The following is a 25785-nucleotide window of genomic DNA, read 5'->3' on the forward strand; positions in this document are numbered from 1 at the left end:
AGATTGACCCGGCAACTTTATTTCGTTTGCCCCGTACCACCGCTCACGGCTTAGATAAAAAGAAGTCCTCCTTCTTCCGAGCCGATCCTCCATGCGCAGCGAAACCATCAGCCAGTCGATCAACATCGTTCACCCTGTCACGCTCAGCCACGGCAAGAATGCCGAGGTCTGGGACACCGATGGCCAGCGCTATATCGACTTTGTCGGTGGCATCGGCGTACTCAACCTCGGCCATTGCCATCCGCGCATCGTCGAGGCCATTCGCGAACAGGCCACCCGGCTGACCCACTACGCGTTCAACGCGGCCCCCCATGTGCCTTACCTCGAGCTGATGGATCGCCTCAGTGCGTTCATGCCGGTGGGTTACCCGGTCAGCGGCATGCTCACCAACAGCGGCGCGGAAGCCGCGGAAAACGCCCTGAAGATCGTCCGTGGCGCCACCGGGCGCACCGCTGTGGTTGCCTTTGACGGCGCCTTCCACGGCCGCACACTGGCCACCCTCAACCTCAATGGAAAAGTCGCGCCGTACAAACAAAAAGTCGGCGTGCTGCCGGGGCCGGTGTTTCACCTGCCCTTCCCCAGCCAGGACAACGGCGTCACCTGTGCCGAGGCCCTCAAAGCCATGGAGCGCCTGTTCAGCGTCGAGATCGATGTCGAAGATGTCGCCTGCTTTATCGTCGAACCGGTGCAGGGCGAAGCAGGCTTTCTGGCCATGGAGGCCGAGTTCGCCCAAGCGCTGCGCAAGTTCTGCGACGACAAGGGCATTGTGCTGATCGCCGATGAAATCCAGTCCGGTTTCGGTCGAACCGGCCAGCGCTTCGCGTTCCCGCGGCTGGGCATCGAACCCGACCTGATCCTGCTCGGCAAAAGCATCGCCGCAGGTGTGCCGCTGGGTGCGGTGGTCGGGCGCAAGTCGCTGCTGGACAACTTGCCCAAGGGCGGACTCGGTGGCACCTATTCCGGCAATCCCATCGCTTGCGCAGCCGCATTGGCGACGCTGGACGAAATGACCGATGCCAACCTGCATGCCTGGGGCGCCCAACAGGAAGAAGCGATTGTCGGCCGCCATGCAACCTGGCGTGCGAACAACCTGACGCCGTACCTGGGACGCCTGACCGGCGTCGGCGCCATGCGTGGTATCGAGTTGATCAATGCCGATGGCTCGCCCGCCCCGGCACAATTGACCCAACTGCTGACCCTGGCGCGGGATGCAGGTTTGCTGTTGATGCCTAGCGGCAAGTCGCGGCACATCATCCGCTTGCTGGCGCCGTTGACCATTGAGGCTGCGGTGTTGGAGGAAGGGTTGGATATTCTTGAAGCCTGCCTGGCAAAACTGACCTGAACACAATTCCTGTAGGAGCGAGCCTGCTCGCGATGGCGATTTTTCATTCAACATTGATGTCGACTGAATCACCGTAATCGCGAGCAGGCTCGCTCCTACAGGGGTTGATGAATCAATCGCGGGCACAAAAAAACCGGCCGAAGCCGGTTTTCTTATTTCAACAACAGCAAAATCAAGCGTTCTGCAGATCGTCGAGGTAACGCTCGGCATCCAGTGCCGCCATGCAACCGGCGCCAGCGGAGGTGATGGCCTGACGGTACACGTGGTCAGCCACGTCACCGGCGGCGAAGATACCTTCGAGGCTGGTGGCAGTGGCGTTGCCGTCACGGCCGCCCTGCACCACCAGGTAACCGTCTTTCAGGGTCAACTGACCTTCGAACAGCGAAGTGTTCGGGGTGTGGCCGATGGCGATGAACACACCATCGACTTTCACTTCGTCGAAGCTGCCGTCGTTGTTCTTCAGGCGGGCACCGGTCACGCCCATGTTGTCGCCCAGCACTTCGTCCAGGGTCGCGTTCAGTTTCAGCTCGATCTTGCCTTCGGCCACACGGGCGTTCAGCTTGTCGATCAGGATCTTCTCGGCGCGGAAGGTTTCGCGACGGTGGATCAGGGTCACCTTGCTGGCGATGTTGGCCAGGTACAGGGCTTCTTCAACAGCGGTGTTGCCGCCGCCGACCACAGCCACAGGCTTGTTGCGGTAGAAGAAACCGTCGCAGGTCGCGCAGGCCGAAACACCTTTGCCCATGAACGCTTCTTCCGATGGCAGGCCCAGGTAACGAGCGCTGGCGCCGGTGGCGATGATCAGGGCATCGCAAGTGTAAGTCGCGCTGTCGCCGGTCAGGGTGTATGGCTTGGCAGCGAAATCCACGGCATTGATGTGATCGAACACGATCTCGGTTTCAAAGCGCTCGGCGTGCTCGCGCATCCGCTCCATCAGCGCCGGGCCGGTCAGGCCGTGGACGTCGCCCGGCCAGTTGTCGACTTCGGTGGTGGTGGTCAGTTGACCGCCGGCCTGCATGCCGGTGATCAGCAGTGGCTTGAGGTTGGCACGGGCGGCATAGACTGCGGCGCTGTAACCGGCAGGGCCGGAACCGAGAATAATCACTCGCGAATGACGGACTTCAGACATGACCTGCTCCTGTTGACCGGCCCGGAATACCTGGCGCGGAACGCCGGATTGCCGGCTGGAATAAAAAAGAACGGTTGTAAGCACTTGGGGAAGGCTTGAACCCGACCGTCCTGTAAAAAGATTGGGTACAACATATCGAGGGGGCGAAGATTAAGGAAATACGGTTTAACAATCCAGCTCATAGGTGGTCTCTATGCCATCTGGCCGACGATATCGACGTCTTTGTTACAGTGAATGTCGATACCGCCATCGCGCTTTCGCCTGTGAGGCAAAGCCGGTAAGGTCGGCGCGATTCCCCTCTGCCCGGAGCCTCTTATGCCCGCCCCTGTTCTGTCCGGCCCGCAATACCTGCGCGAAGGCCTCAAGCTGGTGCTGAGCCCCAGCTTGCGCTTGTTTGTGCTGTTGCCGCTGGCGATCAACCTGGTGCTGTTCGTCGGATTGATCTATCTGGCTGGTCATCAATTCAGCCTGTGGGTCGACACCTTGATGCCGTCCCTGCCTGACTGGCTGAGTTTTCTCAGCTACATCCTCTGGCCGCTGTTCGTGGTCCTCGTCGTGTTGATGGTGTTCTTCTCCTTCACCATGCTCGCCAACGTCATTGCCGCGCCATTCAACGGCTTCCTCGCGGAGAAAGTCGAAGTGGTGGTGCGCGGCACCGATGACTTCCCGGCCTTCAGCTGGGGCGAGTTGATTGCGATGGTCCCGCGCACCCTGGCCCGGGAGATGCGCAAGCTCGGCTACTTTCTGCCCCGGGCAGTCGGGCTGTTCATCCTCTCGTTCATCCCGGTGGTGAATATCATCGCCGCGCCGCTGTGGCTGTTGTTCGGGGTGTGGATGATGGCAATCCAGTACATCGACTACCCGGCGGATAACCACAAGCTGGGCTGGAATGAAATGCTCGCCTGGCTGCGCCAAAAGCGCTGGCAGAGCATGAGCTTCGGCGGCAGCGTGTACCTGGTGCTGCTGATCCCGGTGGTCAACATCCTGATGATGCCGGCGGCCGTGGCGGGCGCTACGCTGTTCTGGGTGCGTGAACGTGGGGCGGAAAACCTGGTGGCGCAGCGCTAAGTCACAAATCCATCATCCCGACGTCACACTGACGACATGGCCCCGGTCGACACTGGGGTCATGACGACAGCTCTGCATATCACCCTGATCACCGAAACCTTCCCACCGGAAATCAACGGCGTGGCCAATACCCTGGGTCGCTTGTGCGACGGATTGCGCGCGCGCGGGCATCAAGTGGAACTGGTGCGACCGCGTCAGGGTTGCGACCAGCAACTGGGCAGCGACGATGAGTTGTTGCTGTGCCGCGGCTGGCCGCTACCGGGCTATCCCGGCCTGCAATGGGGTCAGTCGTCGATGCACAAACTGCTGCGGCGCTGGACGCGTCACCGTCCGGACGTGCTCTACATCGCCACCGAGGGTCCACTGGGCTTGTCGGCCTTGCGTGCGGCGCGGCGACTGGGGATTTCCGTGGTCAGCGGTTTTCACACCAACTTCCAGCAGTACTCCAACCAGTACGGGCTGGGTTTGCTCACGCGCCTGCTGACTCACTACCTGCGCTGGTTCCACAACCGCTCGACCATGACCCTGGTGCCCAGCGTCAGTCAGCGCCTGGAACTGGAGCGACGTCAGTTCGAGCGACTGGCGTTGCTGTCCCGTGGGGTCGACAGCGAATTGTTTCACCCGGCCAAACGCTTGAATGCCCTGCGCGAGCAATGGGGACTGGCCGAGGCAGACATCGCCGTCATTCATGTCGGACGCCTGGCCCCGGAAAAGAATCTCGGCCTGCTCAAGCGCACCTTCAATGCCCTCAAGGCGAGTTATCCCCAGCGCAAGCTGAAACTGATCGTGGTGGGCGACGGCCCGCAGCGCCAGGCACTGGAAAACGAAATGCCCGAGGCGATTTTCTGCGGCACCCAACGGGGTGAAGCCCTGGCGTGTCACTACGCCTCGGGCGACGTGTTTCTGTTTCCGAGCCTGACCGAAACCTTCGGCAATGTGGTGCTTGAAGCACTCGCCTCGGGGCTCGGTGTGGTGGCCTACGACCAGGCGGCAGCCGCCCAGCATATTCGCCATGGCTACAACGGCGTGCTGGCGATGCCGGGGGATGAAGAAGCGTTCTGCGATGCAGCGGCATGGCTGCTGGAGGAGCGGGAAGCCTTGCGCAATGTGCGTCTCAATGCGCGCCAGCATGCCAGTCGCCAAGGGTGGGCGACGATCATCGAGCAGTTCGAGGGGCAGTTGCGCGGGGCGTGTGCGGGGGAGATGGTGGTGCCGAATGCGCCGACCTTGCCCTGATTTTTTGCTGACTTAGAGGCCCTCATCGCTAGCAGGCTAGCTCCCACATTAGACCGCATTGCCTCAGGTGGAACGCGGTTAACTGTGGGAGCCAGCCTGCTGGCGATGGGGCTTGATCAGGCTTAAACCAGTGTCATCAACGCCTCACGACTGAACGGCAGAATGTCTTCCTCACGGCCGTCGCGCACTTTCTGTGCCCAGTCCGGGTCCACCAGCAGCGCGCGACCAACGGCCACCAGGTCGAACTCGTCGTTGTTCAGGCGCTCCAGCAGCTTTTCCAGGCTGGCCGGCTGCGCGACCTTATCGGTGTTGACCATGAACTGCAGGAACTCGCCGTCCAGGCCGACGCTGCCCACGGTGATGGTTGGCTTGCCGGTGAGTTGGCGGGTCCAGCCGGCCAGGTTCAGCTCGGAACCGTCGAACTCCGGCTCCCAGAAGCGGCGGGTCGAGCAGTGGAAAATATCCACGCCCGCGTCAGCCAACGGCTTGAGGAACTCGCCCAAGGCTTCCGGGGTTTGCACCAGACGTGCGGTGTAGTCCTGCTGCTTCCACTGGGAGAAGCGGAAGATGATCGGGAAACCTTCACCGACCGCCGCACGCACGGCCTGAATCAATTCAATGGCAAAACGCGAACGGTTGGCCAGGCTGCCGCCGTAATCGTCCGTACGCTGGTTGCTGCCTTCCCAGAAGAACTGGTCCACCAGATAACCGTGGGCACCGTGGATTTCCACGCCGTCCATGCCGATGCTCTGGGCATCCCTGGCGGCCTGGGCGAAGGCGGCGATCACGTCCTGGATGTCTTGTCTGGTCATGCCGTGCACCACGACCTGACCTTCCTTCAGTTTTTCCGACGGGCCATAACCCGGCACGCTGGCGTCCGGCTCGGTGCCGATACGGCGCACACTGCCCACGTGCCACAGCTGCGGAACGATCTTGCCGCCTTCGGCGTGAACGGCGTCGACGACTTTCTTCCAGCCGGCCAGGGCCGCTTCACCGTAGAAATGCGGAACGTTCGGATAACCGTTGGACGCCTTGTGACCGACGGTGGTGCCTTCGGTGATGATCAGGCCGACGCCCGCAGCGGCGCGACGACGGTAGTACTCGATCACTTTGGAGTTAGGCACGCCGCCTGGGGAAAAGGAGCGGGTCATCGGCGCCATGACGACGCGGGTCGGCAGTTCGAGGGTGCCGAGGTGGAACGGTTTGAACAGGGCTTTGACGGGCATGGGACGCTCCACGGGAAGTAACTTTATGACGGTGATAATATGGAGTGTCCAACTCATTGAACAGCATTATTGATTTTGGTGATGTAGGAGCGAGCTTGCTCGCGATGGTGGTCAACGATAACGCTGGCGGTCTGATGCCCCGCGGTGTTCCTACAACCATCGCGAGCAGGCTCGCTCCTACAGGGAGGGGGAGATATCAGCTCAGCGCTTTTTCAATCGCGTGAATAATGCTCGGATCATCCGGTGCCGTACGTGGCGAGAACCGAGCCAGTACACGGCCGTCCTTGCCCAGCAGGAACTTCTCGAAGTTCCAGGTGATGTCGCCGGGAAACTCCGCGCCCTCGCCCGCCAGCAAGCGGTACAACTGATGACGATCATGCCCGTTGACTTCCAGCTTGCTGGACAACGGAAAGGTCACGCCATAGTTGAGGCTGCAAAAATCCTTGATCTCCCGCTCGGTCCCCGGTTCCTGCCCGGCAAACTGGTTGCACGGCAAGCCAAGGACGCTGAAGCCCTTGGCCTTGAATTGCTGGTAGAGGTTTTCCAGCGCCGCGTACTGCGGGGTCAGACCGCATTTGGAAGCGACGTTGACCACCAGTACGACTTGGCCCTTGAAAGGCGCCAAAGGTAGCTCCTGTCCATCCAGGGCTGTCAATTTAAGGTCGTGAAAAGCACTCATGGCGTACTCCAGATTCCCGTGTTCTTCTCGAAACAGCCACTTGGCGGTGTCGTCAGGGACGACCGCAGACTAAAAAGGCGCCCACAGGGCGCCTCTCCAGTTATCTGAGCTTAGCGCAGAAATCAGTGGTGATGGCCACCTTCGCCATGGACGTGGCCATGAGCGATTTCTTCCTGGCTGGCGTCACGGATGTCGATGATCTTGACCTGGAAATTCAGGCGCTGACCGGCCAACGGGTGGTTGCCGTCAACGGTGACGTCGTCGCCGTCCAGATCACGGATGGTCACGATCTGCATCTGGCCGTCCGGAGCGGAAGCGTGGAACTGCATGCCCACTTCCAGCTCGTCGACGCCTTCGAACATGCTGCGGCTCAGGGTGCTGACCAGTTCGGCAGCGTATTCGCCGTAAGCGTCTTCCGGCTCAACGGCTACGGTCAGCTCGTCGCCGACAGCCTTGCCTTCCAGAGCCTTTTCCAGGCCCGGGATGATGTTGCCTGCGCCTTGCAGGTAGACCAGCGGCGCGCCGCCGGCGGAGCTGTCGATGACCTCACCAGCGTCGTTGGTCAGGGTATAGTCGATGGAGACAGCCTTATTGGCGGCGATCAGCATGGGGCGAGACCTTTTGCATAAGAATATAGAAAGGCCAAGTTTAGCGAAGCAATCGTCCGAAAGCGAACACAACCCGGACAAACGGGTTTCGACGATCACAGGCTTCCATCAGGACGAGGACGGCCACTGGGTGGCCGAGCTTTCCTGCGGCCACACCCAACACCTGCGGCACCAGCCGCCATGGCAATCGCGCGCCTGGGTCATGGATCCTGCGCAGCGCCAGAAAAAAACAGGCCAAGCCTTTGATTGTGGTTGGTGCGCACAAGGCTCGGTTAGCGATAACCTTGGCGACTGAATTTCGGTAGACGACCAGTTATAGGTCATCGCCTTTGCAATGCACCTTTAGAGAATCCGCATGCAAACTTTTTTTATCGCGCCCACCGATTTTGGTGTGGGTCTGACCTCCATCAGCCTCGGGCTGGTGCGCACCCTTGAGCGCGCCGGGCTCAAGGTCGGTTTCTTCAAGCCGATTGCCCAGCCGCATCCAGGCGACACGGGCCCGGAACGTTCCACCGAACTGGTGGCCCGTACCCACGGCTTGAAACCGCCACAGCCCCTGGGCCTGGCCCATGTCGAGCGCATGCTCGGCGACGGTCAGCTCGATGAACTGCTCGAAGAAATCATCGCCCTTTATCAGCAGGCGGCCATCGGCAAGGACGTGCTGATCGTCGAAGGCATGGTGCCGACCCGCAGCGCCAGTTACGCCGCGCGGGTCAACCTGCACCTGGCCAAGAGCCTCGACGCCGAAGTGATCCTGGTCTCGGCACCGGAAAACGAAGTGCTGACCGAACTGTCGGGCCGCGTCGAGTTGCAGGCGCAATTGTTCGGTGGTCCGAAAGACCCGAAAGTCCTCGGCGTGATCCTCAACAAGGTCAAGACCGAAGAAAGCATGGAGGCCTTCGCCTCGCGCCTGAAGGAACATTCGCCGTTGCTGCGCAGTGGTGATTTCCGCTTGCTCGGCTGCATTCCGTTCCAGCCGGAACTGAACGCCCCGCGCACCCGCGACGTCGCCGACCTGATGGGCGCGCAAGTGCTCAACGCCGGTGATTACGAAACCCGGCGCATGACCAAGATCATCATTTGCGCCCGCACCATGCGCAACACCGTGGAGTTGCTCAAGCCCGGCGTGCTGGTGGTGACCCCCGGCGACCGCGACGACATCATCCTCGCCGTCAGCCTCGCGGCCTTGAACGGCGTGCCGCTCGCCGGCCTGCTGCTGACCAGCGACACCCTGCCCGACCCGCGCATCATGGACCTGTGTCGCGGCGCCCTGCAGGCCGGGTTGCCGGTGCTGTCTGTGAGTACCGGTTCCTATGACACCGCCAACCTGCTCAATGGCCTGAACAAGGAAATCCCCATCGACGACCGCGAGCGCGCCGAAATCATCACTGATTTCATCGCCGGTCATCTCGATGCCAACTGGCTGCACCAGCGCTGCGGTACGCCACGGGAGATGCGCCTGTCGCCAGCGGTTTTCCGCTATCAATTGATCCAGCGCGCCCAGGCGGCCAACAAGCGCATCGTGCTGCCCGAAGGCAGCGAGCCGCTGACCGTGCAGGCCGCCGCGATCTGCCAGGCCCGTGGCATCGCTCGCTGTGTGTTGCTGGCCAAGCCCGAGGACGTGCAGGCCGTCGCCCGCGCCCAGGGCATCGAGTTGCCGCCGGGACTGGAAATCATCGATCCGGACTCGATCCGCGAGCGCTATGTCGAGCCCATGGTCGCGCTGCGCAAAAGCAAAAGCCTCAACGCGCCGATGGCCGAGCAACAACTGGAAGACACCGTGGTGATCGGCACCATGATGCTGGCCCTGGATGAAGTCGACGGCCTCGTGTCGGGCGTAATCAACACCACCGCCAACACCATCCGCCCGGCCCTGCAACTGATCAAAACCGCGCCGGGCTGCACCCTGGTGTCGTCGGTGTTCTTCATGCTGTTCCCGGAAGAGGTACTGGTGTACGGCGACTGCGTGATGAACCCGCACCCGAGCGCCAGCGAACTGGCCGAGATCGCCCTGCAAAGCGCTGACTCGGCCGCCGCATTCGGCATCACGCCACGGGTGGCGATGATCAGCTACTCCAGCGGCGAGTCGGACAGCGGCGAAGAGGTCGAGAAGGTCCGCGAGGCGACCCTGCTCGCCCACGAACAACAGCACTCACTGCTGATCGACGGCCCCTTGCAGTACGACACCGCCGCCAACGAAAGCGTGGCCCGGCAACTGGCGCCGAACAGTCAGGTGGCCGGTCGTGCCACGGTGTACGTGTTCCCCGACCTCAACACCGGCAACACCACGCACAAGGCCGTACAACGTAGCGCCGACTGCGTGAGCCTTGGGCCGATGCTGCAAGGCCTGCGCAAACCGGTGAACGATTTGCCGCGCGGCGCGCAGGTCGATGACATCGTCTACACCATCGCATTGACCGCGATTCAAGCTGCCAACCGACCTATGGATGTGTAAATGCTGGACTTCCTACCTGCTCCGCTGCGGGGCGTAATCGCCTCGCTGCTGTTGGCACTGAACACGATTCTGCTCTGCTCGTTCCTGTTCTGCGTGGCGCTCGTCAAGGTATTGCCGTTCGCCCTCACCCAGCGCCTCGCGGGCTGGCTGATGAGCCATACCCACGAAGCCTGGATCAGCCTCAACAAAGGCTGGATGAACCTGGTGCGCCGCACACGCTGGCACATCAGCGGCTTGCAAGGCCTGGACTATCAGCACTCGTACCTGATCACCAGCAACCACCAAAGCTGGGTCGACATCCTGGTGCTGCAATACGTGCTCAACCGGCGCATTCAACCGTTGAAGTTCTTTCTCAAGCAGGAGCTGATCTGGGTGCCGGTTATCGGTCTGGCGTGGTGGGCGCTGGGCTTTCCGTTCATGAAACGCTACTCCAAGACCTATCTGGAGAAGCACCCGGAGAAGAAAGGCAAGGACCTGGAAACCACCCGCAAGACCTGTGCGAAATTCCGCGACAACCCGGTGGGCATTTTCAACTTCGTCGAAGGCACGCGCTTCACCGAGGGCAAGCACAAGCAACAGCAGTCGCCCTTCAAGTACCTGCTCAAGGCCAAGGCTGGCGGCATTGCCTTTGTGCTGGATGCGATGGGCGAGCAGCTTGAATCCCTGGTCAACGTGACCATCCACTACCCCGCCGGGCGTCCGGGCTTCTGGGATTTGCTGTGCGGGAATGTGGCGGACGTGGTGGTGCACTTTGAAGAGCTGAAGATTCCGCCGCAGTTCATTGGCAAGAACTATGACCAGGATGGCGAATACCGTTTGCAGTTTCAGGGCTGGATCAATCAGTTGTGGCAGGACAAGGATGCGTTGCTGGAACAGATGCATCGGGAGTATCCAGGCAAACACTAATCCCCTGTAGGAGCGAGCCTGCTCGCGATAGCGGTCGTACATTCAGAATTTATGTCGACTGATCCACCGCTATCGCGAGCAGGCTCACTCCCACAGTTGACCGAGTCGATCTGAAATAAAAAAACCCGCCGGTGATTACTCATCGGCGGGTTTTTCATTTTCCGGCTAAGGCTTAGATCGCACCACGCTCACGCAGCAGACCCAGCACTTGCTTCACGCCTTCTTCCAGCGAAACGGACTGGGTGTCGATCACCAGATCGGCATCCAGCGGCACGTCGTACGGGAAGGAGTCGCCCGGGATGTTATCCCCGGCCGCCGCGTACAAACCTTGCGGATCGCGCTCGGCGCAGACCGTCGGCGAAGCCTGGACGTAGACCGTCAGCAGACGTTCCTTGCCGATCAGTTCCCGTGCCTGTTCACGCCCTTCGGCACTCGGGGCAACGAACGCCGCGAGGGTCAACAGACCGGCTTCGTTGAACTGACGCGCAACGTGGGCGGCACGACGCCAGTTCTCGGTACGCCCGGCGCGATCCTGTGGCAGACCTTTGTTCAGGTCGTGACGCAGGTTCTGGCCATCGAGTACGAACACCGCACGCCCCAGGTCGAACAGCTTGCGTTCAACGGCATACGCCAGGGTGCTTTTGCCCGCGCCCGACAAGCCGCTGAACAACACGGTGGCCGGTTGCTGGCCGAAGCGCTGTGCGCGTTCTTCGGTGGCGACGTGGGCCAGTTTGCCGTGGTGCGTGCTGGTGCCATGGGCCAAAGGCTGGGCGACGATCATGCCCGCGCCAACGGTGCCGTTGGTCAAGCGGTCGATGATGATGAACGCGCCGGTGGTGCGGTTGCTGTCGTAACCGTCGAGGGCAATCGGCGCATCGAGCGCGATCTTGACCTTGCCGATTTCGTTCAGCTGCAACGCGCTGGCCGGACCTTCTTCCAGGGTGTTCACGTCGACCTTGTTGACGATGCTGGCGATGGAGCCTGGCACGTAACTGGTGGCGCGCTTGATGTCGTATTTCTTGCCCGGCAGCATCGGCTCTTCAGCCATCCACACCAGCATGGCTTCGAAGCTGTCGGTCACCGGCGGCACGTTGTCGGCGTGAACCAACAGGTCGCCACGGGAGATATCGATTTCGTCTTCCATGGTCAGCGTGACAGCCTGACCTGGACCTGCATGCTCCAGCTCACCTTCGAAGGTGACGATGGACTTCACGCGGCTGCTCTTGCCCGACGGCAGCACCACGACTTCGTCGCCTTTCTTGACGATGCCGCTGGCCAGAGTACCGGCGAAGCCACGGAAGTTCAGGTTCGGACGGTTGACGTACTGCACCGGGAAACGCAGGTCGGTGAAGTTGCGATCGCCCGCCACTTCCACGGTCTCGAGAATTTCCATCAGCGACTGGCCGGTGTACCACGGCGAGCGCTCGGACTTGTTCACCACGTTGTCGCCCTTCAAAGCCGACATCGGCACGAAGTGCATCGTGGTGGGCTTCATCTTCAAGCCTTCGGCGAACTGCAGGTAATCGGCCTTGATCGACTCGAACACGCCCTGGTCGAAGTCCTTGAGGTCCATCTTGTTGATGGCCACGACTATGTGCTTGATGCCCAGCAACGAGGCAATGAAGCTGTGGCGACGGGTCTGGGTCTGCACGCCGTAACGGGCGTCGACCAGGATGATCGCCAGGTCACAGGTGGAGGCACCAGTGGCCATGTTGCGGGTGTACTGCTCATGGCCCGGGGTGTCGGCGATGATGAATTTGCGCTTGGCGGTGGAGAAATAGCGGTACGCGACATCGATGGTGATGCCTTGTTCGCGCTCGGCCTGCAGGCCGTCGACCAGCAGCGCCAGGTCGATGTCTTCACCGGTGGTGCCGACTTTTTTCGAGTCGCGGGTAATGGCTTCCAGGTGATCTTCGTAGATCATCTTGGAGTCGTGCAGCAGGCGCCCGATCAGGGTGCTCTTGCCGTCGTCGACGTTACCGCAGGTCAGAAAGCGCAGCAGCTCTTTACGTTCGTGCTGGCCCAGGTAGGCGAGGATGTCCTCGCTGATCAAATCAGATACGTGCGACATGACAACCCCTTAGAAATAACCCTGACGTTTTTTGTCTTCCATGGAGCCGGCGCCATCGTGGTCGATGACACGGCCCTGGCGCTCGGAAGTTCGCGTCAGGAGCATTTCCTGAATGATGTCCGTGAGGCTTTCGGCCTCGGACTCCACCGCGCCCGTCAACGGGTAGCAACCAAGGGTACGGAAACGCACTTTCTTTTTGACGATGCGCGCTTTGTCTTCATCGCTCAGGTGCTCGAGGATGCGCTCGTCGTCGATCATGATCAGCGTGCCGTTCTTCTCGATGACTTCACGCTCGGCGGCGAAGTACAACGGAACGATCGGGATGCCTTCAAGGTAGATGTACTGCCAGATGTCCAGCTCGGTCCAGTTCGACAGCGGGAAGACGCGGATCGACTCGCCCTTGTTGACCTTGCCGTTGTAGACGTTCCACAGCTCGGGACGCTGGTTTTTCGGATCCCAGCGGTGCTTGCTGTCGCGGAACGAGTACACGCGCTCTTTGGCGCGGGATTTCTCTTCATCGCGACGGGCGCCGCCGAATGCTGCGTCGAAACCATACTTGTCGAGTGCCTGCTTCAGGCCCTCGGTCTTCATGATATCGGTGTGCTTGGCGCTGCCGTGGGTGAACGGGTTGATGTCCTGCGCCACGCCGTCCGGGTTGACGTGGGTGATCAGGTCAAGGCCCAGCTCGGCGACCATCTTGTCGCGGAAGCTGTACATCTCCTTGAATTTCCAGCGAGTGTCGACGTGCATCACCGGAAACGGCAGCTTGCCCGGGAAGAACGCCTTACGTGCCAGATGCAGCATCACGGCGGAGTCTTTACCGATGGAGTACAGCATCACCGGGTTATCGAACTCGGCGGCCACCTCGCGGATGATGTGGATGCTTTCCGCCTCCAGCTGTTTCAGATGCGTCAGTTTGTCGACCATGGCTACTCACGAAAACTTTCTTATGAACGGCCAGCGGGCCGTGTTCGAGCGGGGATGCTAGCACAGCGACCACTTCTAATCAGGACGCCAACTAGATCGAAAGAGCATATGAATATGCCCCGGCGTTTGGGCCAAACGCACCCCCTGTAGGAGCGAGCCTGCTCGCGATGGTCGTCAACGATAACGCTGGGAGCCTGACACCCTGCGGTGTTCTCAGGTTCATCGCGAGCGAGCTCGCTCCTACAGGGATGGCGTTTCGTCAGATCGGATTCGGGCAATCGATGAAGATGTGCTCCAGCGCAAACCGGCGAGCCAGATAATCCCCCAGCGCCTGAACGCCGTAGCGCTCGGTCGCATGGTGACCGGCGGCGATGAAGCTGATGTCGTTTTCCCGGGCGCTGTGGAAAGTTTGCTCGGAAGCCTCGCCACTGAGGTACAGATCGACACCGGCCAGAATGGCCTGATCGATGTAACCCTGGCCACCACCAGTGCACCAGCCGACGCGGCGGATCATGGCGCTGCCTTCGATCAACAGCGGCTCACGCCCCATCACCTCCTGGACGCGGCGAGCGAAATCCCGGGGCATCATCGGCTCGCTGAGTGAGCCGACCAGGCCGACAATCTTCAGGTTGTCGGGGTCCAGCGGACCTTCGACGGTGATGTCGAGCTGCCGCGCGAGCTGCACGTTATTGCCCACGTCCGGGTGCAGGTCCAGCGGCAGGTGATAGGACAACAGGCTGATGTCGTGCTTGAGCAGGGTCTTCAAGCGGCGCTGTTTCATGCCGGTGATGCACGGGTTCTCGCCTTTCCAGAAGTAGCCGTGATGCACCAGCACCAGATCGGCATTGGCTTCCACGGCCGCATCGAGCAAGGCCTGGCTGGCGGTGACGCCACTGACAATGCGCATCACTTGCGGACGGCCTTCGACTTGCAAGCCGTTGGGGCAATAATCGGCGATTCTGGCGCTGTTGAGGTAGCGGTCGGCTTCTTCAACCAGGGTGCTCAGGGCGACGGCCATAAAAGACTCCTAAATATCCCGTTCAGAGGCGCGTGCGGCCTCGTATAATGCGCGTCATTATGAGCGGTCTCATACCGCCTGCAACTCTCTCAGGAACTGCTTAATGCTCAAGGCGCTGCGTTTTTCCGGCTGGCCGCTGTTGGCCGGCGTGCTTGTCGCTCTTTTGATAATCCAGCGTTACCCGCAGTGGGTCGGGCTCCCGAGCCTCGACGTCAATCTGCAACAAGCGCCGCAGACCACCAGCATGCAGCTGGGCCCGGTGTCTTATGCCGAAGCGGTATCCACCGCGGCGCCATCGGTGGTGAACCTGTACACCACCAAAGTCATCAACAAACCCAATCATCCGTTGTTCGAAGATCCGCAGTTCCGGCGCTTCTTCGGCGATAACTCGCCCAAGCAGAAACGCATGGAGTCGAGCCTCGGTTCCGGCGTGATCATGAGCCCGGAAGGCTACATCCTGACCAACAACCACGTGACCAGCGGCGCCGACCAGATCGTGGTGGCGCTCAAGGACGGCCGGGAAACCCTGGCGCGGGTGATCGGCAGCGACCCGGAGACTGACCTCGCAGTTCTGAAAATCGACCTGAAGAACCTGCCGGCGATTACCGTGGGGCGTTCCGACAACATCCGCATCGGCGACGTCGCGCTGGCCATCGGCAACCCGTTCGGCGTCGGCCAGACCGTGACCATGGGCATCATCAGCGCCACCGGGCGCAACCAGCTGGGCCTGAACAACTACGAAGACTTCATCCAGACCGATGCGGCGATCAACCCAGGCAACTCAGGCGGTGCGCTGGTGGATGCCATTGGCAACCTGACCGGCATCAACACGGCGATTTTCTCCAAGTCCGGGGGCTCCCAGGGCATTGGTTTCGCGATCCCGGTGAAGCTGGCGATGGAAGTGATGAAGTCAATCATCGAGCACGGCCAGGTGATTCGTGGCTGGCTGGGTATCGAAGTGCAGCCGCTGACCCAGGAACTGGCCGAGTCGTTCGGCTTGTCCGGGCGCCCGGGCATTGTCGTGGCGGGGATTTTCCGCGATGGTCCGGCACAGAAGGCCGGCCTGCAACTGGGTGATGTGATTCTTGCCATCGATGGTGAACCGGCCGGTGATGGCCGTCGCTCGATGAATCAGGTGGCGCGGATCAAGCCGACCGACAAGGTCGCGATCGAGGTGATGCGCAACGGCAAGGAACTCAAGCTGATGGCGGAAGTCGGCCTGCGTCCGCCACCGGCTCCGGTCAAAGATAAAGAAGAAGAGTAAGCAGCTCACACCGCCCTTTGTAGGAGCGAGCCTGCTCGCGATGGTGTGTCAGTCACCGTTGATTTATCTGACACACCATCGCGAGCAGACTCGCTCCTACAGGGGGAAGTGGCGTTTTAGAGATCGCCAAGGCCGTCGATCAGCGCCTGATTCTGCTCAGGCGTGCCGATGGAGATCCGCAGGAACTGGGCAATCCGCTCCTGCTTGAAGTGCCGGACGATCACGCCTTGCTCACGCAACTTCGCCGCAAGCCCCGCCGCATCGTACCGGGGATGACGGGCAAAAATGAAGTTCGCCGCCGATGGCAGCACTTCAAAACCCTTCTCCTCCAACTGTGCAACGACCTTCTCGCGATTCTCGATCACCAACCGGCAGGTCTTGTCGAAATACTCGCGATCCTCGAACGCCGCGGCAGCGCCGACATTCGCCATGCGGTCCAGCGGATAGGAGTTGAAGCTGTTCTTGATCCGCTCCAGCGCTTCGATCAGGTCCGGATGGCCGACCGCCAAACCAACCCGTAGACCCGCCAGGGAGCGGGACTTGGACAGGGTCTGGGTCACCAGCAGGTTCGGATAACGGTCCACCAGGGAGATTGCCGTCTCACCGCCGAAGTCGATGTAGGCCTCATCCACCACCACCACGGAATCCGGGCTGGCCTTGAGAATCTGCTCCACCGCCTCCAGCGCCAACAGGCAGCCGGTCGGTGCGTTCGGGTTGGGGAAGATGATCCCGCCGTTCGGCCTGGCGTAGTCCGTCGGGTTGATCTGGAACTGCTCGTCCAGCGGCACCGCGTCGAACTTGATGCCGTACAACCCGCAGTAGACCGGGTAGAAGCTGTAGCTGATGTCCGGGAACAGCAGCGGCTGATCGTGCTGCAGCAAACCGTGGAAGATGTGCGCCAGCACTTCATCGGAACCGTTGCCGAGGAACACCTGGTTGCTCCGCACGCCATAGTATTTGGCGACCGCGTTCTTCAGCAGATCGCTATTGGGGTCCGGGTACAGGCGCAGGTTGTCATTGAGTTCGGTTTGCATCGCAGCCAAGGCTTTCGGCGATGGACCGTACGGGTTTTCGTTGGTGTTGAGTTTCACCAGCTTCGCCAGTTTCGGCTGTTCGCCCGGCACGTACGGCACCAGATTCTTGACGAACGGGCTCCAGAATTTACTCATGTTCACTCCCCCTGCTCTTCATTAAAGAGCTCGTCAACGATGCGGTATTCGGCGCTGCGAGCGTGAGCGGTCAGCGACTCGCCACGGGCCAGCACGGAAGCGGTCTTGCCCAGTACGGACGCGCCCTGCTCGGAGCAGAAGATGATCGACGAACGTTTCTGGAAGTCATACACGCCCAGCGGCGAAGAAAAGCGCGCAGTGCCGGAGGTCGGCAACACGTGGTTGGGACCTGCGCAGTAGTCGCCCAGGGCCTCGGAGGTGTGACGCCCCATGAAGATCGCACCGGCGTGGCGGATCTGCGGCAGCCAGGCTTGTGGATCGGCAACGGACAGTTCGAGGTGTTCCGGCGCGATGCGGTTGGCCACTTCGATGGCTTGCTCCATGTCGCGAACCTTGATCAGCGCACCACGGCCATTGATCGAGGTTTCGATGATCGCGGCGCGTTCCATGGTTGGCATCAGTTTGGCGATGCTGGCGGCGACTTTGTCGAGGAACTCGGCGTCGGGGCTGACCAGGATTGCCTGGGCGTCTTCGTCGTGCTCGGCCTGGGAGAACAGGTCCATGGCGATCCAGTCCGGATCGGTCTGGCCGTCGCACACCACGAGGATCTCGGAGGGACCTGCGATCATGTCGATACCGACCTGGCCAAACACGTGGCGCTTGGCGGTGGCGACATAGATGTTGCCCGGCCCAACGACCTTGTCGACCTTCGGCACGCTTTCGGTGCCGTAAGCCAATGCGGCAACGGCTTGAGCACCACCGATGGTGAACACGCGGTCGACACCGGCGATGCAGGCAGCGGCCAGCACCAGTTCATTGATTTCACCGCGCGGGGTCGGTACCACCATGACCACTTCGGTGACGCCGGCGACCTTGGCCGGAATCGCGTTCATCAACACCGACGACGGGTACGACGCCTTGCCGCCTGGCACGTACAGACCGGCGCGGTCCAGCGGCGTGACTTTCTGGCCCAGCACGGTGCCGTCGGCCTCGGTGTAGCTCCAGGAGTCCTGCTTCTGTTTTTCGTGGTAGCTACGCACACGAGCCGCGGCGACTTCCAGGGCTTCGCGCTGAGGCACGGAGATGCGGGTCAGCGCCAGCTCCAGACGCTCGCGCGGCAGAATCAGGTCGGCCATGGACTTCACGTCCAGGCCGTCGAACTGGCGGGTAAAGTCCACCAGTGCCGCGTCACCGCGCTCACGCACGGCCTTGATGATGTCCAGCACCCGCTGATTGACCGAGTCGTCAGACACACTTTCCCAGCTCAGCAGATGATCCAGATGATGCGCGAAATCCGGGTCAGCAGCGTTGAGTCGGCGAATTGCAGTCGGTGCGGTCATAGCGAGAGCCTCATAGGAATGGCAAAAACTCAGGCGCCCGAAGCTAGCACTCCATCCGCTTGGGCACCTGAGAATTCTGGCTATGAGGCGGATAGACGGGCGCGACTTAACGTCGCGCAGGTGAATCAGCCGCGGTGTCGAGACTCCACTGCCTTGCGCAGGGTGTCGATCAACGCCTGGATACGGGCGTGCTGCATCTTCATCGATGCTTTGTTGACGATCAGCCGGGAGCTGATGGCCGCAATGAAATCCTGTGGTTCCAGGCCGTTGGCCCTCAGCGTGTTGCCGGTGTCGACCACGTCGATGATCTTGTCGGCAAGGCCGATCAGCGGTGCCAGTTCCATCGAGCCGTACAGCTTGATGATGTCGACCTGACGACCCTGTTCAGCGTAATAACGCTTGGCAACGTTGACGAACTTGGTGGCGATGCGCAGACGCCCCTTGGGCTCGACTGCACCGACCTTGCCGGCCGTCATCAACTTGCACTGGGCAATTTGCAGGTCCAGAGGCTCGTACAGGCCCTGGCCGCCATATTCCATCAGCACATCTTTACCGGCGACACCGAGGTCGGCGGCACCATGTTCGACGTAAGTCGGCACGTCGGTGGCGCGCACGATCAGCAGGCGTACATCTTCCTGGGTCGTGGGAATGATCAGCTTGCGGCTCTTGTCCGGATTCTCGGTCGGCACGATGCCCGCTTCAGCCAGAAGCGGCAGGGTGTCGTCAAGGATGCGGCCCTTGGACAGTGCGATGGTCAACATGGGAAACGTCAGTCCTTATCAAGGTACTCATGCCCGGTCGCAAATGGCGCCGGACACACATCGAGCCGGAAACCGGCTCGACTTTACAACAATTCAACGGGCACATCCTTATGCCCATGCAGCAGAAACTAGCCCGGTACGCGGCGGATCTTGGCGCCGAGCATCTGCAGTTTCTCTTCGATGCACTCGTAACCACGGTCTATGTGGTAGATGCGATCGATCAGGGTATCGCCTTCGGCGATCAGCGCCGAGATCACCAGGCTGGCCGAAGCACGCAGGTCGGTGGCCATGACTGGCGCGCCCTTGAGCTTTTCGATCCCGGTAACGATCGCGGTGTTGCCTTCGACCTGGATGTGAGCGCCCATGCGGTGCAGTTCGTAAACGTGCATGAAGCGGTTTTCGAAGATCGTCTCGATCACGGCACCAGTGCCTTCGGCAATGGCGTTGAGGGAGATGAACTGCGCCTGCATGTCGGTCGGGAACGCCGGGTACGGAGCGGTCCGCACGTTGACGGCTTTCGGACGCTTGCCGTGCATGTTCAGCTCGATCCAGTCTTCGCCGCAGGTGATTTCGGCACCGGACTCACGGAGTTTTTCCAGAACGGCTTCGAGGATAGTCGGATCCGTATCCTTGACCTTCACACGACCACCGGTCACCGCCGCCGCCACCAGGTAGGTGCCGGTTTCGATACGGTCGGGCATTACTTTATAAGTGGTGGTGTGCAGACGCTCGACGCCATCGATGGTGATGGTGTCGGTGCCGGCGCCGGAAACCTTGGCGCCCATGGCGTTCAGGAAGTTCGCCAGGTCGACCACTTCCGGCTCGCGCGCCGCGTTGGCCAGCACGCTACGGCCCTTGGCCAGGGCGGCAGCCATCATGATGTTTTCGGTACCGGTCACACTGACGGTATCGAAGAAGAAGTGCGCACCGCGCAGGCCGCCTTCAGGCGCCTTGGCCTTGATGTAGCCGCCTTCGACGTCGATGACCGCACCCATGGCTTCCAGGCCACGGATGTGCAGGTCAACCGGACGCGAACCGATGGCGCAACCACCAGGCAAGGCGACTTCGGCTTCACCGAAACGGGCAACCATCGGGCCCAGCACCAGGATCGACGCACGCATGGTCTTGACCAGTTCGTACGGTGCGATCAGGGTCTTGATGGTGCGCGGGTCGATTTCGACGGCGAGTTTCTCGTCGATCACAGGTTCAATACCCATGCGCCCGAACAGCTCGATCATGGTGGTGATGTCGTGCAGGTGCGGCAGGTTGGCCACGGTCACCGGGCCATCGCACAGCAAAGTGGCAGCCAGGATCGGCAAGGCAGAGTTCTTTGCCCCGGAGATGCGGATTTCGCCGTCAAGACGAGCACCGCCAGTAATAATCAATTTATCCATAAGAATCTCGACGCCCTTGGGCTCAGGTGCGCTCGGCCCAGGCCGCGCTGCTGAAAAATTTCATAGTGACCGCATGGATGCTGCCATCGGTGATCCATGGGTTCAAATGGGCATAGACCTGCTGCTGACGCTTCACCGGGCTCAACGCCGCCAGTTCATCGCTAATCACGTTCAGCTGGAAATTGCAGCCTTCGCCCTCGACTTCCACTTTCGTTCCGGGCAGCTTTCCTTCAAGAAAGCTCTTAACTTCGTTGGCCTGCATGCTCAACCTCAATCGGCGCCCTGTGCGCGCGGGTCGGACATCATACAAAAAAGCCCCGCGCCTGCGAACCCCGCCAAGCAGGACTCGGACGGGGGGCTTGTTCATAGATGCGGGTTAGGGATGCGCCAACAGCTCGGTCAGCTCGCTGACCTGAGCGATTTCACGCATGTCTTCGGGCATCCCGTGGATGCTCAGGGTCTTGCCGGCTGCCTGCGCATCTCGGATAAAGCACAGCAGCAACGACAAACCGACACTGCTGGACTTGGTCACCGCCGAGCAATCGACCACCAGCGCCGCAGCCTTGCTGGCCTTGATCAGCGCCTTGCCCTGCTCGCGCAGACCAGGGCCGCTGCGGTAATCCAGCACGCCACTAAGGAGCAGCTCGCCCGCTTCGTCCATCCGGACTGCCGACTCACTCATTGGGCTGACTGCTCCGGCTTCTTGTCGGTGGCTTCCTTGGCCTTGGCGACTTCCCCGGCCCAACCGTTGATGGTCTTGTCCAGGTCGTTGCCATTACGCTGCATCGCATCGGCGAACTGATCGCGGAACAGCTTGCCGATGTTGATGCCGTTGATGATGACGTTACGCAGCTTCCACTCGCCGTTGATCTTTTCCAGCGTGTAGGACACTGGATAGATCGCGCCGCTGCTGCCCTTGACGGTCATGCCAACGCTGGTACGGTCGCCCGACTCGTCTTTGGCCGGCTCAACGGTGATGCCCTGGTTGTTGTACTCCAGCAGGGCATTGCCGTAGAACTGGAACAGACCCTTCTTGAAGTTTTCTTCGAAGGTCTTCATTTGCGCAGGCGTAGCTTTCTTAGAGTATTTGACCGTCATGATGCTCTTGGAAATACCCTCGGCATCCACAACCGGCCCGACGATGTTGTTCAGCGCCGTATAGAAGTCCTGCGGGTCCTGCTTGTACTTCTCTTTGTTTGCAGCCAGGTCCGCGAGCATACGGTTGGTTGTGTCCTGCACCAGATCGTGCGCCGAAGGCGCCGCCACGGCATGGGACACCAACGGAAACACCGCGAGCATTACCAACAGGCCACGTCGCAAGGTAGAGATCATTTAACTGTTCCTCATTTAGCTTCTTTGCTAACGGTATTGAGCAGGAATTTACCGATCAGGTCTTCGAGCACCAGCGATGACTGCGTGTCATGGATGGTTCCACCATCCTTGAGCAGGGTGTCTTCCCCGCCCACGCTGATGCCGATGTACTTCTCGCCCAACAGGCCAGCGGTCAGGATAGATGCAGTGGAGTCCGCCGGCAGATTATCGATGCGTTTTTCCAGCTGCATGGTCACCCGACCGGTGAAACTGTCGCGATCCAGATCGATGGCCGTGACCTTGCCGATGGTCACACCGGCCATGGTCACCTTTGCTCTGACCGTCAAACCGGCGATATTGTCGAAGTAGGCGTAAAGTTTATACGTGTCGGTGCTCGAAGTCGGGGACAGACCACTGACCCGCAACGCCAACAAGAGCAAAGCCAGGATGCCAGCCAGCAAGAAAAGGCCGACACCGATTTCCAGGGTGCGGTTTTGCATCAGAAATCTCCAAACATCAAGGCGGTCAGAATAAAGTCCAGGCCGAGTACTGCCAACGAGGCATACACAACGGTCTTGGTAGTGGCACGACTGATCCCCTCGGAAGTGGGTTCGCAGTCATAGCCTTGGAATACGGCGATCCAGGTCACGACAAAGGCAAAGACGACGCTTTTGACGATCCCGTTGAGTACGTCTTCGGTGAACGTCACGCTGTTCTGCATGTTCGACCAATAGGAACCTTCATAGACTCCCAGCCAGTCGACCGCCACCCACGAGCCGCCCCAGATACCCACCACGCTGAAAATCATCGCCAGCACCGGCAGGGAAATGAAACCGGCCCACAAGCGTGGCGCGATGATGTACTTGAGCGGGTCGACCCCGATCATTTCCAGGCTGGACAACTGCTCGGTGGACTTCATGTTGCCGATTTCGGCGGTCAACGCCGAACCTGCGCGCCCGGCGAACAGCAAGGCGGTCACCACCGGCCCCAGCTCACGCAGCAGCGTCAGCGCCACCATCTGCCCGACGGCCTGCTCTGAACCATAGCTGGAAAGAATGTTGAAGCCCTGCAGCGCCAGCACCATACCGATGAACACCCCGGAGACCACGATGATCACCAGGGACATCACGCCCACCGAATGCAACTGCTTGACCAGCAGCCCGAAGCCGCCACCGATACCGCCCCGGCCGAGCAAGGCATGGAACAGGAACAGGCTCGAACGCCCGAACACCGCCAGCACATCGATGCCGGCCTGGCCGAAGCGGCGAACGCGTTCTATCAATGAAATTCTGCGCATCAGCGCTTCCCCAGAAGATCTGCGCGGTAATCCGTCGCTGGAAAGTGGTACGGAACCGGGCCATCGGGTTCGCCGGTCATGAACTGGCGAATGCGCGGTTCATCCGAGTTCATCAACTCGTCCGGCGTACCCTGCCCCAACACCTGACCATCGCCCACAACATAAATGTAATCGGCAATGCTCGCGGTCTCGGCCAGATCGTGGGATACCACGATGCTGGTGATGCCCAGCGCATCGTTGAGCAAACGAATCAGGCGCACCAGAACGCCCATTGCGATGGGGTCCTGGCCGACAAACGGCTCGTCGTACATGAGGATCTGTGGATCGAGAGCGATCGCCCGGGCCAGCGCAACACGGCGCTTCATGCCGCCGGAAAGCTCGTCAGGCATCAGTTCGATGGCACCGCGCAAGCCCACGGCCTGCAGCTTGAGCAGGACGATGTCACGGATCATTTCTTCCGGCAGTTGCGTGTGAACCCGCAACGGAAAAGCGACGTTCTCGAAGACATCAAGGTCAGTAAACAGTGCGCCGCTCTGAAACAACACGCCCATGTGCTTGCGCGCATCGAACAGGTCGCTGCGCGACAGTTTCGGCAGGTTCTGACCGTTGACCCAGACTTCACCCTTGGTGGGCCGCAGCTGGGCGCCCATCAGACGCAGGAGCGTGGTCTTGCCACACCCGGAAGGCCCCATGATGCCGGTGACCTTGCCGCGCGGGATACGGATATCGACATTATTGAAAATGCTGCGCGCACCGCGCTTGAAGGACAGTCCCTTCAGCTCGACCGCGTAGGCGTTATCGGCACTCATCTAAACTCCTTGCGATGCAGCCTCTCACTTGGACGCCTGGCTTTCTGACGAAAGCACATACCTCCCGGGCAGGCCGAACTGGCGGCGAACTATATCACTGCAAAGGCTGCGCGCCCAAGGCCAAAGCCAGGACATGTTCAACTGCATGACAGCTTGAAAGCCCCGTTTAGAAGGTTTCCGGCAACAAGGATGACAATGCGCGACGAACTAGCGTGAGGGATTCGATCATAACCGCTATAATCGCCGCCTTTTCATCAGGCTATACGATTTCTGACATGAGCCAATCCAGCGACCTGATTCAATCGGCACAACGCACCATCCGCCTCGAGGTAGAAGCCGTGCAAGGCCTGCTACCCCATATCGACGCAGATTTCGTACGCGCTTGCGAGATGATTCTGGCCAGCAAAGGCCGCGTGGTCGTGGTCGGCATGGGTAAGTCGGGGCACATCGGCAACAAGATTGCCGCAACCCTGGCCAGCACCGGCACCACGGCGTTTTTTGTGCACCCGGCTGAAGCCAGCCACGGTGACATGGGCATGATTACCCGCGACGACATCATTCTGGCGCTCTCGAACTCCGGCTCCACCAATGAAATCGTGACCCTGCTGCCACTGATCAAGCGCCTGGGCATCCAGTTGATCAGCGTGACCGGCAACCCTGACTCGCCGCTGGCCAAGGCCGCCGAGGTCAACCTGAATGTTCACGTCGAACACGAAGCCTGCCCGTTGAACCTGGCACCCACTTCATCGACCACCGCCGCTCTGGTCATGGGCGACGCCCTGGCCGTTGCGCTGCTGGAAGCCCGCGGCTTTACCGCCGAAGACTTCGCCTTTTCCCATCCTGGTGGCGCCCTGGGCCGACGCCTGCTGCTGAAAGTGGAAAATGTCATGCACGCCGGGCAAGAGCTGCCGCAAGTACAGCGCGGCACCCTGCTGAAGGACGCGCTAATGGAAATGACCCGCAAAGGCCTGGGCATGACCGTGATCCTGGAAGCCGATGGAAAGCTGGCCGGGATCTTTACCGACGGTGACTTGCGTCGCACGCTGGACCGTAGCATCGACATCCATAGCGCTACCATCGACCAGGTCATGACTGCACACGGCAAGACCGCCCGCGCCGAGATGCTCGCCGCCGAAGCGCTGAAAATCATGGAAGACCATAAAATCAACGCGCTGGTCGTGGTCGACCGTGAAGACCGCCCGGTCGGCGCCTTGAACATGCACGACTTGCTGCGTGCGGGAGTAATGTAATGAGTGCGGACCTGCTGCAACGCGGCAAACAGATCAAGCTGGCGGTGTTCGATGTCGATGGCGTGCTGACCGACGGGCGCCTGTACTTCCTCGAAGACGGCAGCGAATTCAAGACGTTCAACACCCTCGACGGCCAGGGCATCAAGATGCTGATGGCCGCCGGCGTGCAGACCGCCATCATCAGTGGCCGCAAGACCCCGGTAGTCGAGCGGCGGGCCAAAAACCTCGGTATCCCGCACCTCTATCAGGGTCGCGAAGATAAACTGGTGGTACTCGATGAGCTACTGGCCCAACTCAACCTGAGCCATGAACAGGTGGCCTACCTCGGCGACGACCTGCCGGACCTGCCGGTGATTCGCCGCGTCGGCCTGGGCATGGCAGTGGCCAATGCCGCCAGTTTCGTGCGTGAACACGCTCACGGCATCACCCTCGCCCGTGGCGGCGAAGGTGCCGCTCGCGAATTCTGCGAATTGATCCTGCGCGCCCAGGACCGCCTCGATGCGGCCAATGCGGCGTACCTGTGAG

The 25785-nt window shown here is 60.7% G+C and carries 26 protein-coding genes; 9 read left to right on the top strand and 17 right to left on the bottom strand.

Features of this window, described 5'->3' with window-relative positions; all coding sequences use genetic code 11:
* Positions 1-91: 91 nt before the first annotated feature.
* Positions 92-1342, top strand: a complete 1251-nt coding sequence (locus tag ACM6J5_RS28290; RefSeq protein ID WP_414929763.1) for an aspartate aminotransferase family protein — start codon at positions 92-94, stop codon at positions 1340-1342.
* A 172-nt stretch (positions 1343-1514) separates the two neighbouring features.
* Here the strand turns inward: ACM6J5_RS28290 and trxB are convergent, their stop codons facing one another.
* Entirely contained in the window at positions 1515-2471 is a 957-nt protein-coding gene (gene trxB / locus ACM6J5_RS28295) for a thioredoxin-disulfide reductase (RefSeq protein WP_095944288.1), read from the bottom strand.
* Between the two features lie 315 nt (positions 2472-2786).
* On the opposite strand from trxB, the gene cysZ reads away from it, so the two are divergent.
* On the top strand, positions 2787-3539 hold the full coding sequence (cysZ, locus tag ACM6J5_RS28300; RefSeq protein ID WP_095944287.1) for a sulfate transporter CysZ: 753 nt from the start codon (positions 2787-2789) through the stop codon (positions 3537-3539).
* Between the two features lie 36 nt (positions 3540-3575).
* A complete protein-coding gene (locus tag ACM6J5_RS28305; protein ID WP_095944286.1) occupies positions 3576-4775 on the top strand; it encodes a glycosyltransferase family 4 protein in 1200 nt (399 codons plus the stop codon).
* A 122-nt stretch (positions 4776-4897) separates the two neighbouring features.
* On the opposite strand, the gene ACM6J5_RS28310 is transcribed toward ACM6J5_RS28305, so the two are convergent.
* The 3 genes from ACM6J5_RS28310 to ACM6J5_RS28320 all read right to left on the bottom strand — a co-directional run bounded on the left by ACM6J5_RS28310 (position 4898) and on the right by ACM6J5_RS28320 (position 7288).
* The gene (locus ACM6J5_RS28310; RefSeq protein WP_095944285.1) at positions 4898-6001 is read right to left on the bottom strand and encodes an NADH:flavin oxidoreductase; all 1104 of its coding nucleotides are present in this window, start codon (positions 5999-6001) and stop codon (positions 4898-4900) included.
* Between the two features lie 196 nt (positions 6002-6197).
* Positions 6198-6680 (bottom strand): glutathione peroxidase, encoded by a 483-nt coding sequence (locus ACM6J5_RS28315; RefSeq protein WP_095944284.1) that lies wholly within the window; start codon positions 6678-6680, stop codon positions 6198-6200.
* A gap of 122 nt (positions 6681-6802) precedes the next feature.
* A complete protein-coding gene (locus ACM6J5_RS28320) occupies positions 6803-7288 on the bottom strand; it encodes an FKBP-type peptidyl-prolyl cis-trans isomerase (protein WP_007901600.1) in 486 nt (161 codons plus the stop codon).
* On the opposite strand from ACM6J5_RS28320, the gene ACM6J5_RS28325 reads away from it, so the two are divergent.
* From ACM6J5_RS28325 to ACM6J5_RS28335, 3 genes are read left to right on the top strand one after another with little or no spacing between them, the layout of a single operon-like run.
* The gene (locus tag ACM6J5_RS28325) at positions 7257-7583 is read left to right on the top strand and encodes a DUF3565 domain-containing protein (protein WP_414929764.1); all 327 of its coding nucleotides are present in this window, start codon (positions 7257-7259) and stop codon (positions 7581-7583) included. The two genes, ACM6J5_RS28320 and ACM6J5_RS28325, sit on opposite strands and share 32 nt — an antisense overlap.
* Positions 7584-7643: 60 nt before the next feature.
* Complete coding sequence (gene pta, locus ACM6J5_RS28330; protein ID WP_095944282.1) at positions 7644-9743, top strand: phosphate acetyltransferase; 2100 nt, start codon at positions 7644-7646, stop codon at positions 9741-9743.
* The gene (locus ACM6J5_RS28335) at positions 9744-10649 is read left to right on the top strand and encodes an acyltransferase (RefSeq protein ID WP_414929765.1); all 906 of its coding nucleotides are present in this window, start codon (positions 9744-9746) and stop codon (positions 10647-10649) included.
* 172 nt (positions 10650-10821) lie between these two features.
* On the opposite strand, the gene cysN is transcribed toward ACM6J5_RS28335, so the two are convergent.
* The 3 genes from cysN to ACM6J5_RS28350 all read right to left on the bottom strand — a co-directional run bounded on the left by cysN (position 10822) and on the right by ACM6J5_RS28350 (position 14665).
* Positions 10822-12720 (bottom strand): sulfate adenylyltransferase subunit CysN, encoded by a 1899-nt coding sequence (cysN, locus tag ACM6J5_RS28340; RefSeq protein WP_095944280.1) that lies wholly within the window; start codon positions 12718-12720, stop codon positions 10822-10824.
* A 9-nt stretch (positions 12721-12729) separates the two neighbouring features.
* A complete protein-coding gene (cysD, locus tag ACM6J5_RS28345) occupies positions 12730-13647 on the bottom strand; it encodes a sulfate adenylyltransferase subunit CysD (protein ID WP_008046199.1) in 918 nt (305 codons plus the stop codon).
* A gap of 259 nt (positions 13648-13906) precedes the next feature.
* Positions 13907-14665: a Nif3-like dinuclear metal center hexameric protein gene (locus tag ACM6J5_RS28350; RefSeq protein ID WP_150672188.1), complete on the bottom strand. Its 759-nt coding sequence runs from the start codon at positions 14663-14665 to the stop codon at positions 13907-13909.
* 103 nt (positions 14666-14768) lie between these two features.
* Here ACM6J5_RS28350 and algW point away from each other — a divergent pair, with 103 nt between their 5' ends.
* Positions 14769-15929 (top strand): Do family serine endopeptidase AlgW, encoded by a 1161-nt coding sequence (gene algW, locus ACM6J5_RS28355; protein WP_095944278.1) that lies wholly within the window; start codon positions 14769-14771, stop codon positions 15927-15929.
* Between the two features lie 116 nt (positions 15930-16045).
* Here algW and hisC read toward each other — a convergent pair whose 3' ends face one another.
* The 10 genes from hisC to ACM6J5_RS28405 all read right to left on the bottom strand — a co-directional run bounded on the left by hisC (position 16046) and on the right by ACM6J5_RS28405 (position 24010).
* A complete protein-coding gene (hisC, locus tag ACM6J5_RS28360) occupies positions 16046-17098 on the bottom strand; it encodes a histidinol-phosphate transaminase (protein ID WP_095944277.1) in 1053 nt (350 codons plus the stop codon).
* Positions 17099-17100: 2 nt separating this feature from the next.
* A complete protein-coding gene (gene hisD / locus ACM6J5_RS28365; protein WP_095944276.1) occupies positions 17101-18438 on the bottom strand; it encodes a histidinol dehydrogenase in 1338 nt (445 codons plus the stop codon).
* Positions 18439-18563: 125 nt separating this feature from the next.
* On the bottom strand, positions 18564-19199 hold the full coding sequence (gene hisG, locus ACM6J5_RS28370; RefSeq protein ID WP_008018703.1) for an ATP phosphoribosyltransferase: 636 nt from the start codon (positions 19197-19199) through the stop codon (positions 18564-18566).
* 128 nt (positions 19200-19327) lie between these two features.
* Positions 19328-20593, bottom strand: coding sequence for a UDP-N-acetylglucosamine 1-carboxyvinyltransferase (murA, locus tag ACM6J5_RS28375; RefSeq protein ID WP_095944275.1), 1266 nt, complete (start codon positions 20591-20593; stop codon positions 19328-19330).
* A 22-nt stretch (positions 20594-20615) separates the two neighbouring features.
* Complete coding sequence (locus ACM6J5_RS28380; protein WP_020796650.1) at positions 20616-20855, bottom strand: BolA family protein; 240 nt, start codon at positions 20853-20855, stop codon at positions 20616-20618.
* Positions 20856-20969: 114 nt separating this feature from the next.
* Complete coding sequence (locus ACM6J5_RS28385) at positions 20970-21275, bottom strand: lipid asymmetry maintenance protein MlaB (protein WP_150672189.1); 306 nt, start codon at positions 21273-21275, stop codon at positions 20970-20972.
* Positions 21272-21925 carry a phospholipid-binding protein MlaC gene (locus ACM6J5_RS28390; RefSeq protein WP_095944273.1) on the bottom strand — a complete coding sequence of 218 codons (654 nt, stop codon included), beginning with the start codon at positions 21923-21925 and terminating at the stop codon, positions 21272-21274. The genes ACM6J5_RS28385 and ACM6J5_RS28390 overlap by 4 nt, the downstream gene beginning before the upstream one ends.
* Before the next feature lie 11 nt (positions 21926-21936).
* Positions 21937-22404 (bottom strand): outer membrane lipid asymmetry maintenance protein MlaD, encoded by a 468-nt coding sequence (gene mlaD / locus ACM6J5_RS28395; protein WP_095944272.1) that lies wholly within the window; start codon positions 22402-22404, stop codon positions 21937-21939.
* Complete coding sequence (mlaE, locus tag ACM6J5_RS28400; RefSeq protein ID WP_095944271.1) at positions 22404-23201, bottom strand: lipid asymmetry maintenance ABC transporter permease subunit MlaE; 798 nt, start codon at positions 23199-23201, stop codon at positions 22404-22406. Before mlaE ends, mlaD begins: the two co-directional genes overlap by 1 nt.
* On the bottom strand, positions 23201-24010 hold the full coding sequence (locus tag ACM6J5_RS28405) for an ATP-binding cassette domain-containing protein (protein WP_008001295.1): 810 nt from the start codon (positions 24008-24010) through the stop codon (positions 23201-23203). Before ACM6J5_RS28405 ends, mlaE begins: the two co-directional genes overlap by 1 nt.
* Positions 24011-24285: 275 nt before the next feature.
* On the opposite strand from ACM6J5_RS28405, the gene ACM6J5_RS28410 reads away from it, so the two are divergent.
* Both ACM6J5_RS28410 and ACM6J5_RS28415 read left to right on the top strand, forming a co-directional pair.
* Positions 24286-25260: a KpsF/GutQ family sugar-phosphate isomerase gene (locus tag ACM6J5_RS28410; RefSeq protein ID WP_008046161.1), complete on the top strand. Its 975-nt coding sequence runs from the start codon at positions 24286-24288 to the stop codon at positions 25258-25260.
* Positions 25260-25784 carry a KdsC family phosphatase gene (locus tag ACM6J5_RS28415; RefSeq protein ID WP_095944270.1) on the top strand — a complete coding sequence of 175 codons (525 nt, stop codon included), beginning with the start codon at positions 25260-25262 and terminating at the stop codon, positions 25782-25784. Before ACM6J5_RS28410 ends, ACM6J5_RS28415 begins: the two co-directional genes overlap by 1 nt.
* Position 25785 lies beyond the last annotated feature (1 nt).

Origin of the sequence: Pseudomonas sp. IT-P74 (assembly GCF_949768175.1) — a bacterium.
Taxonomy (GTDB): domain Bacteria; phylum Pseudomonadota; class Gammaproteobacteria; order Pseudomonadales; family Pseudomonadaceae; genus Aquipseudomonas.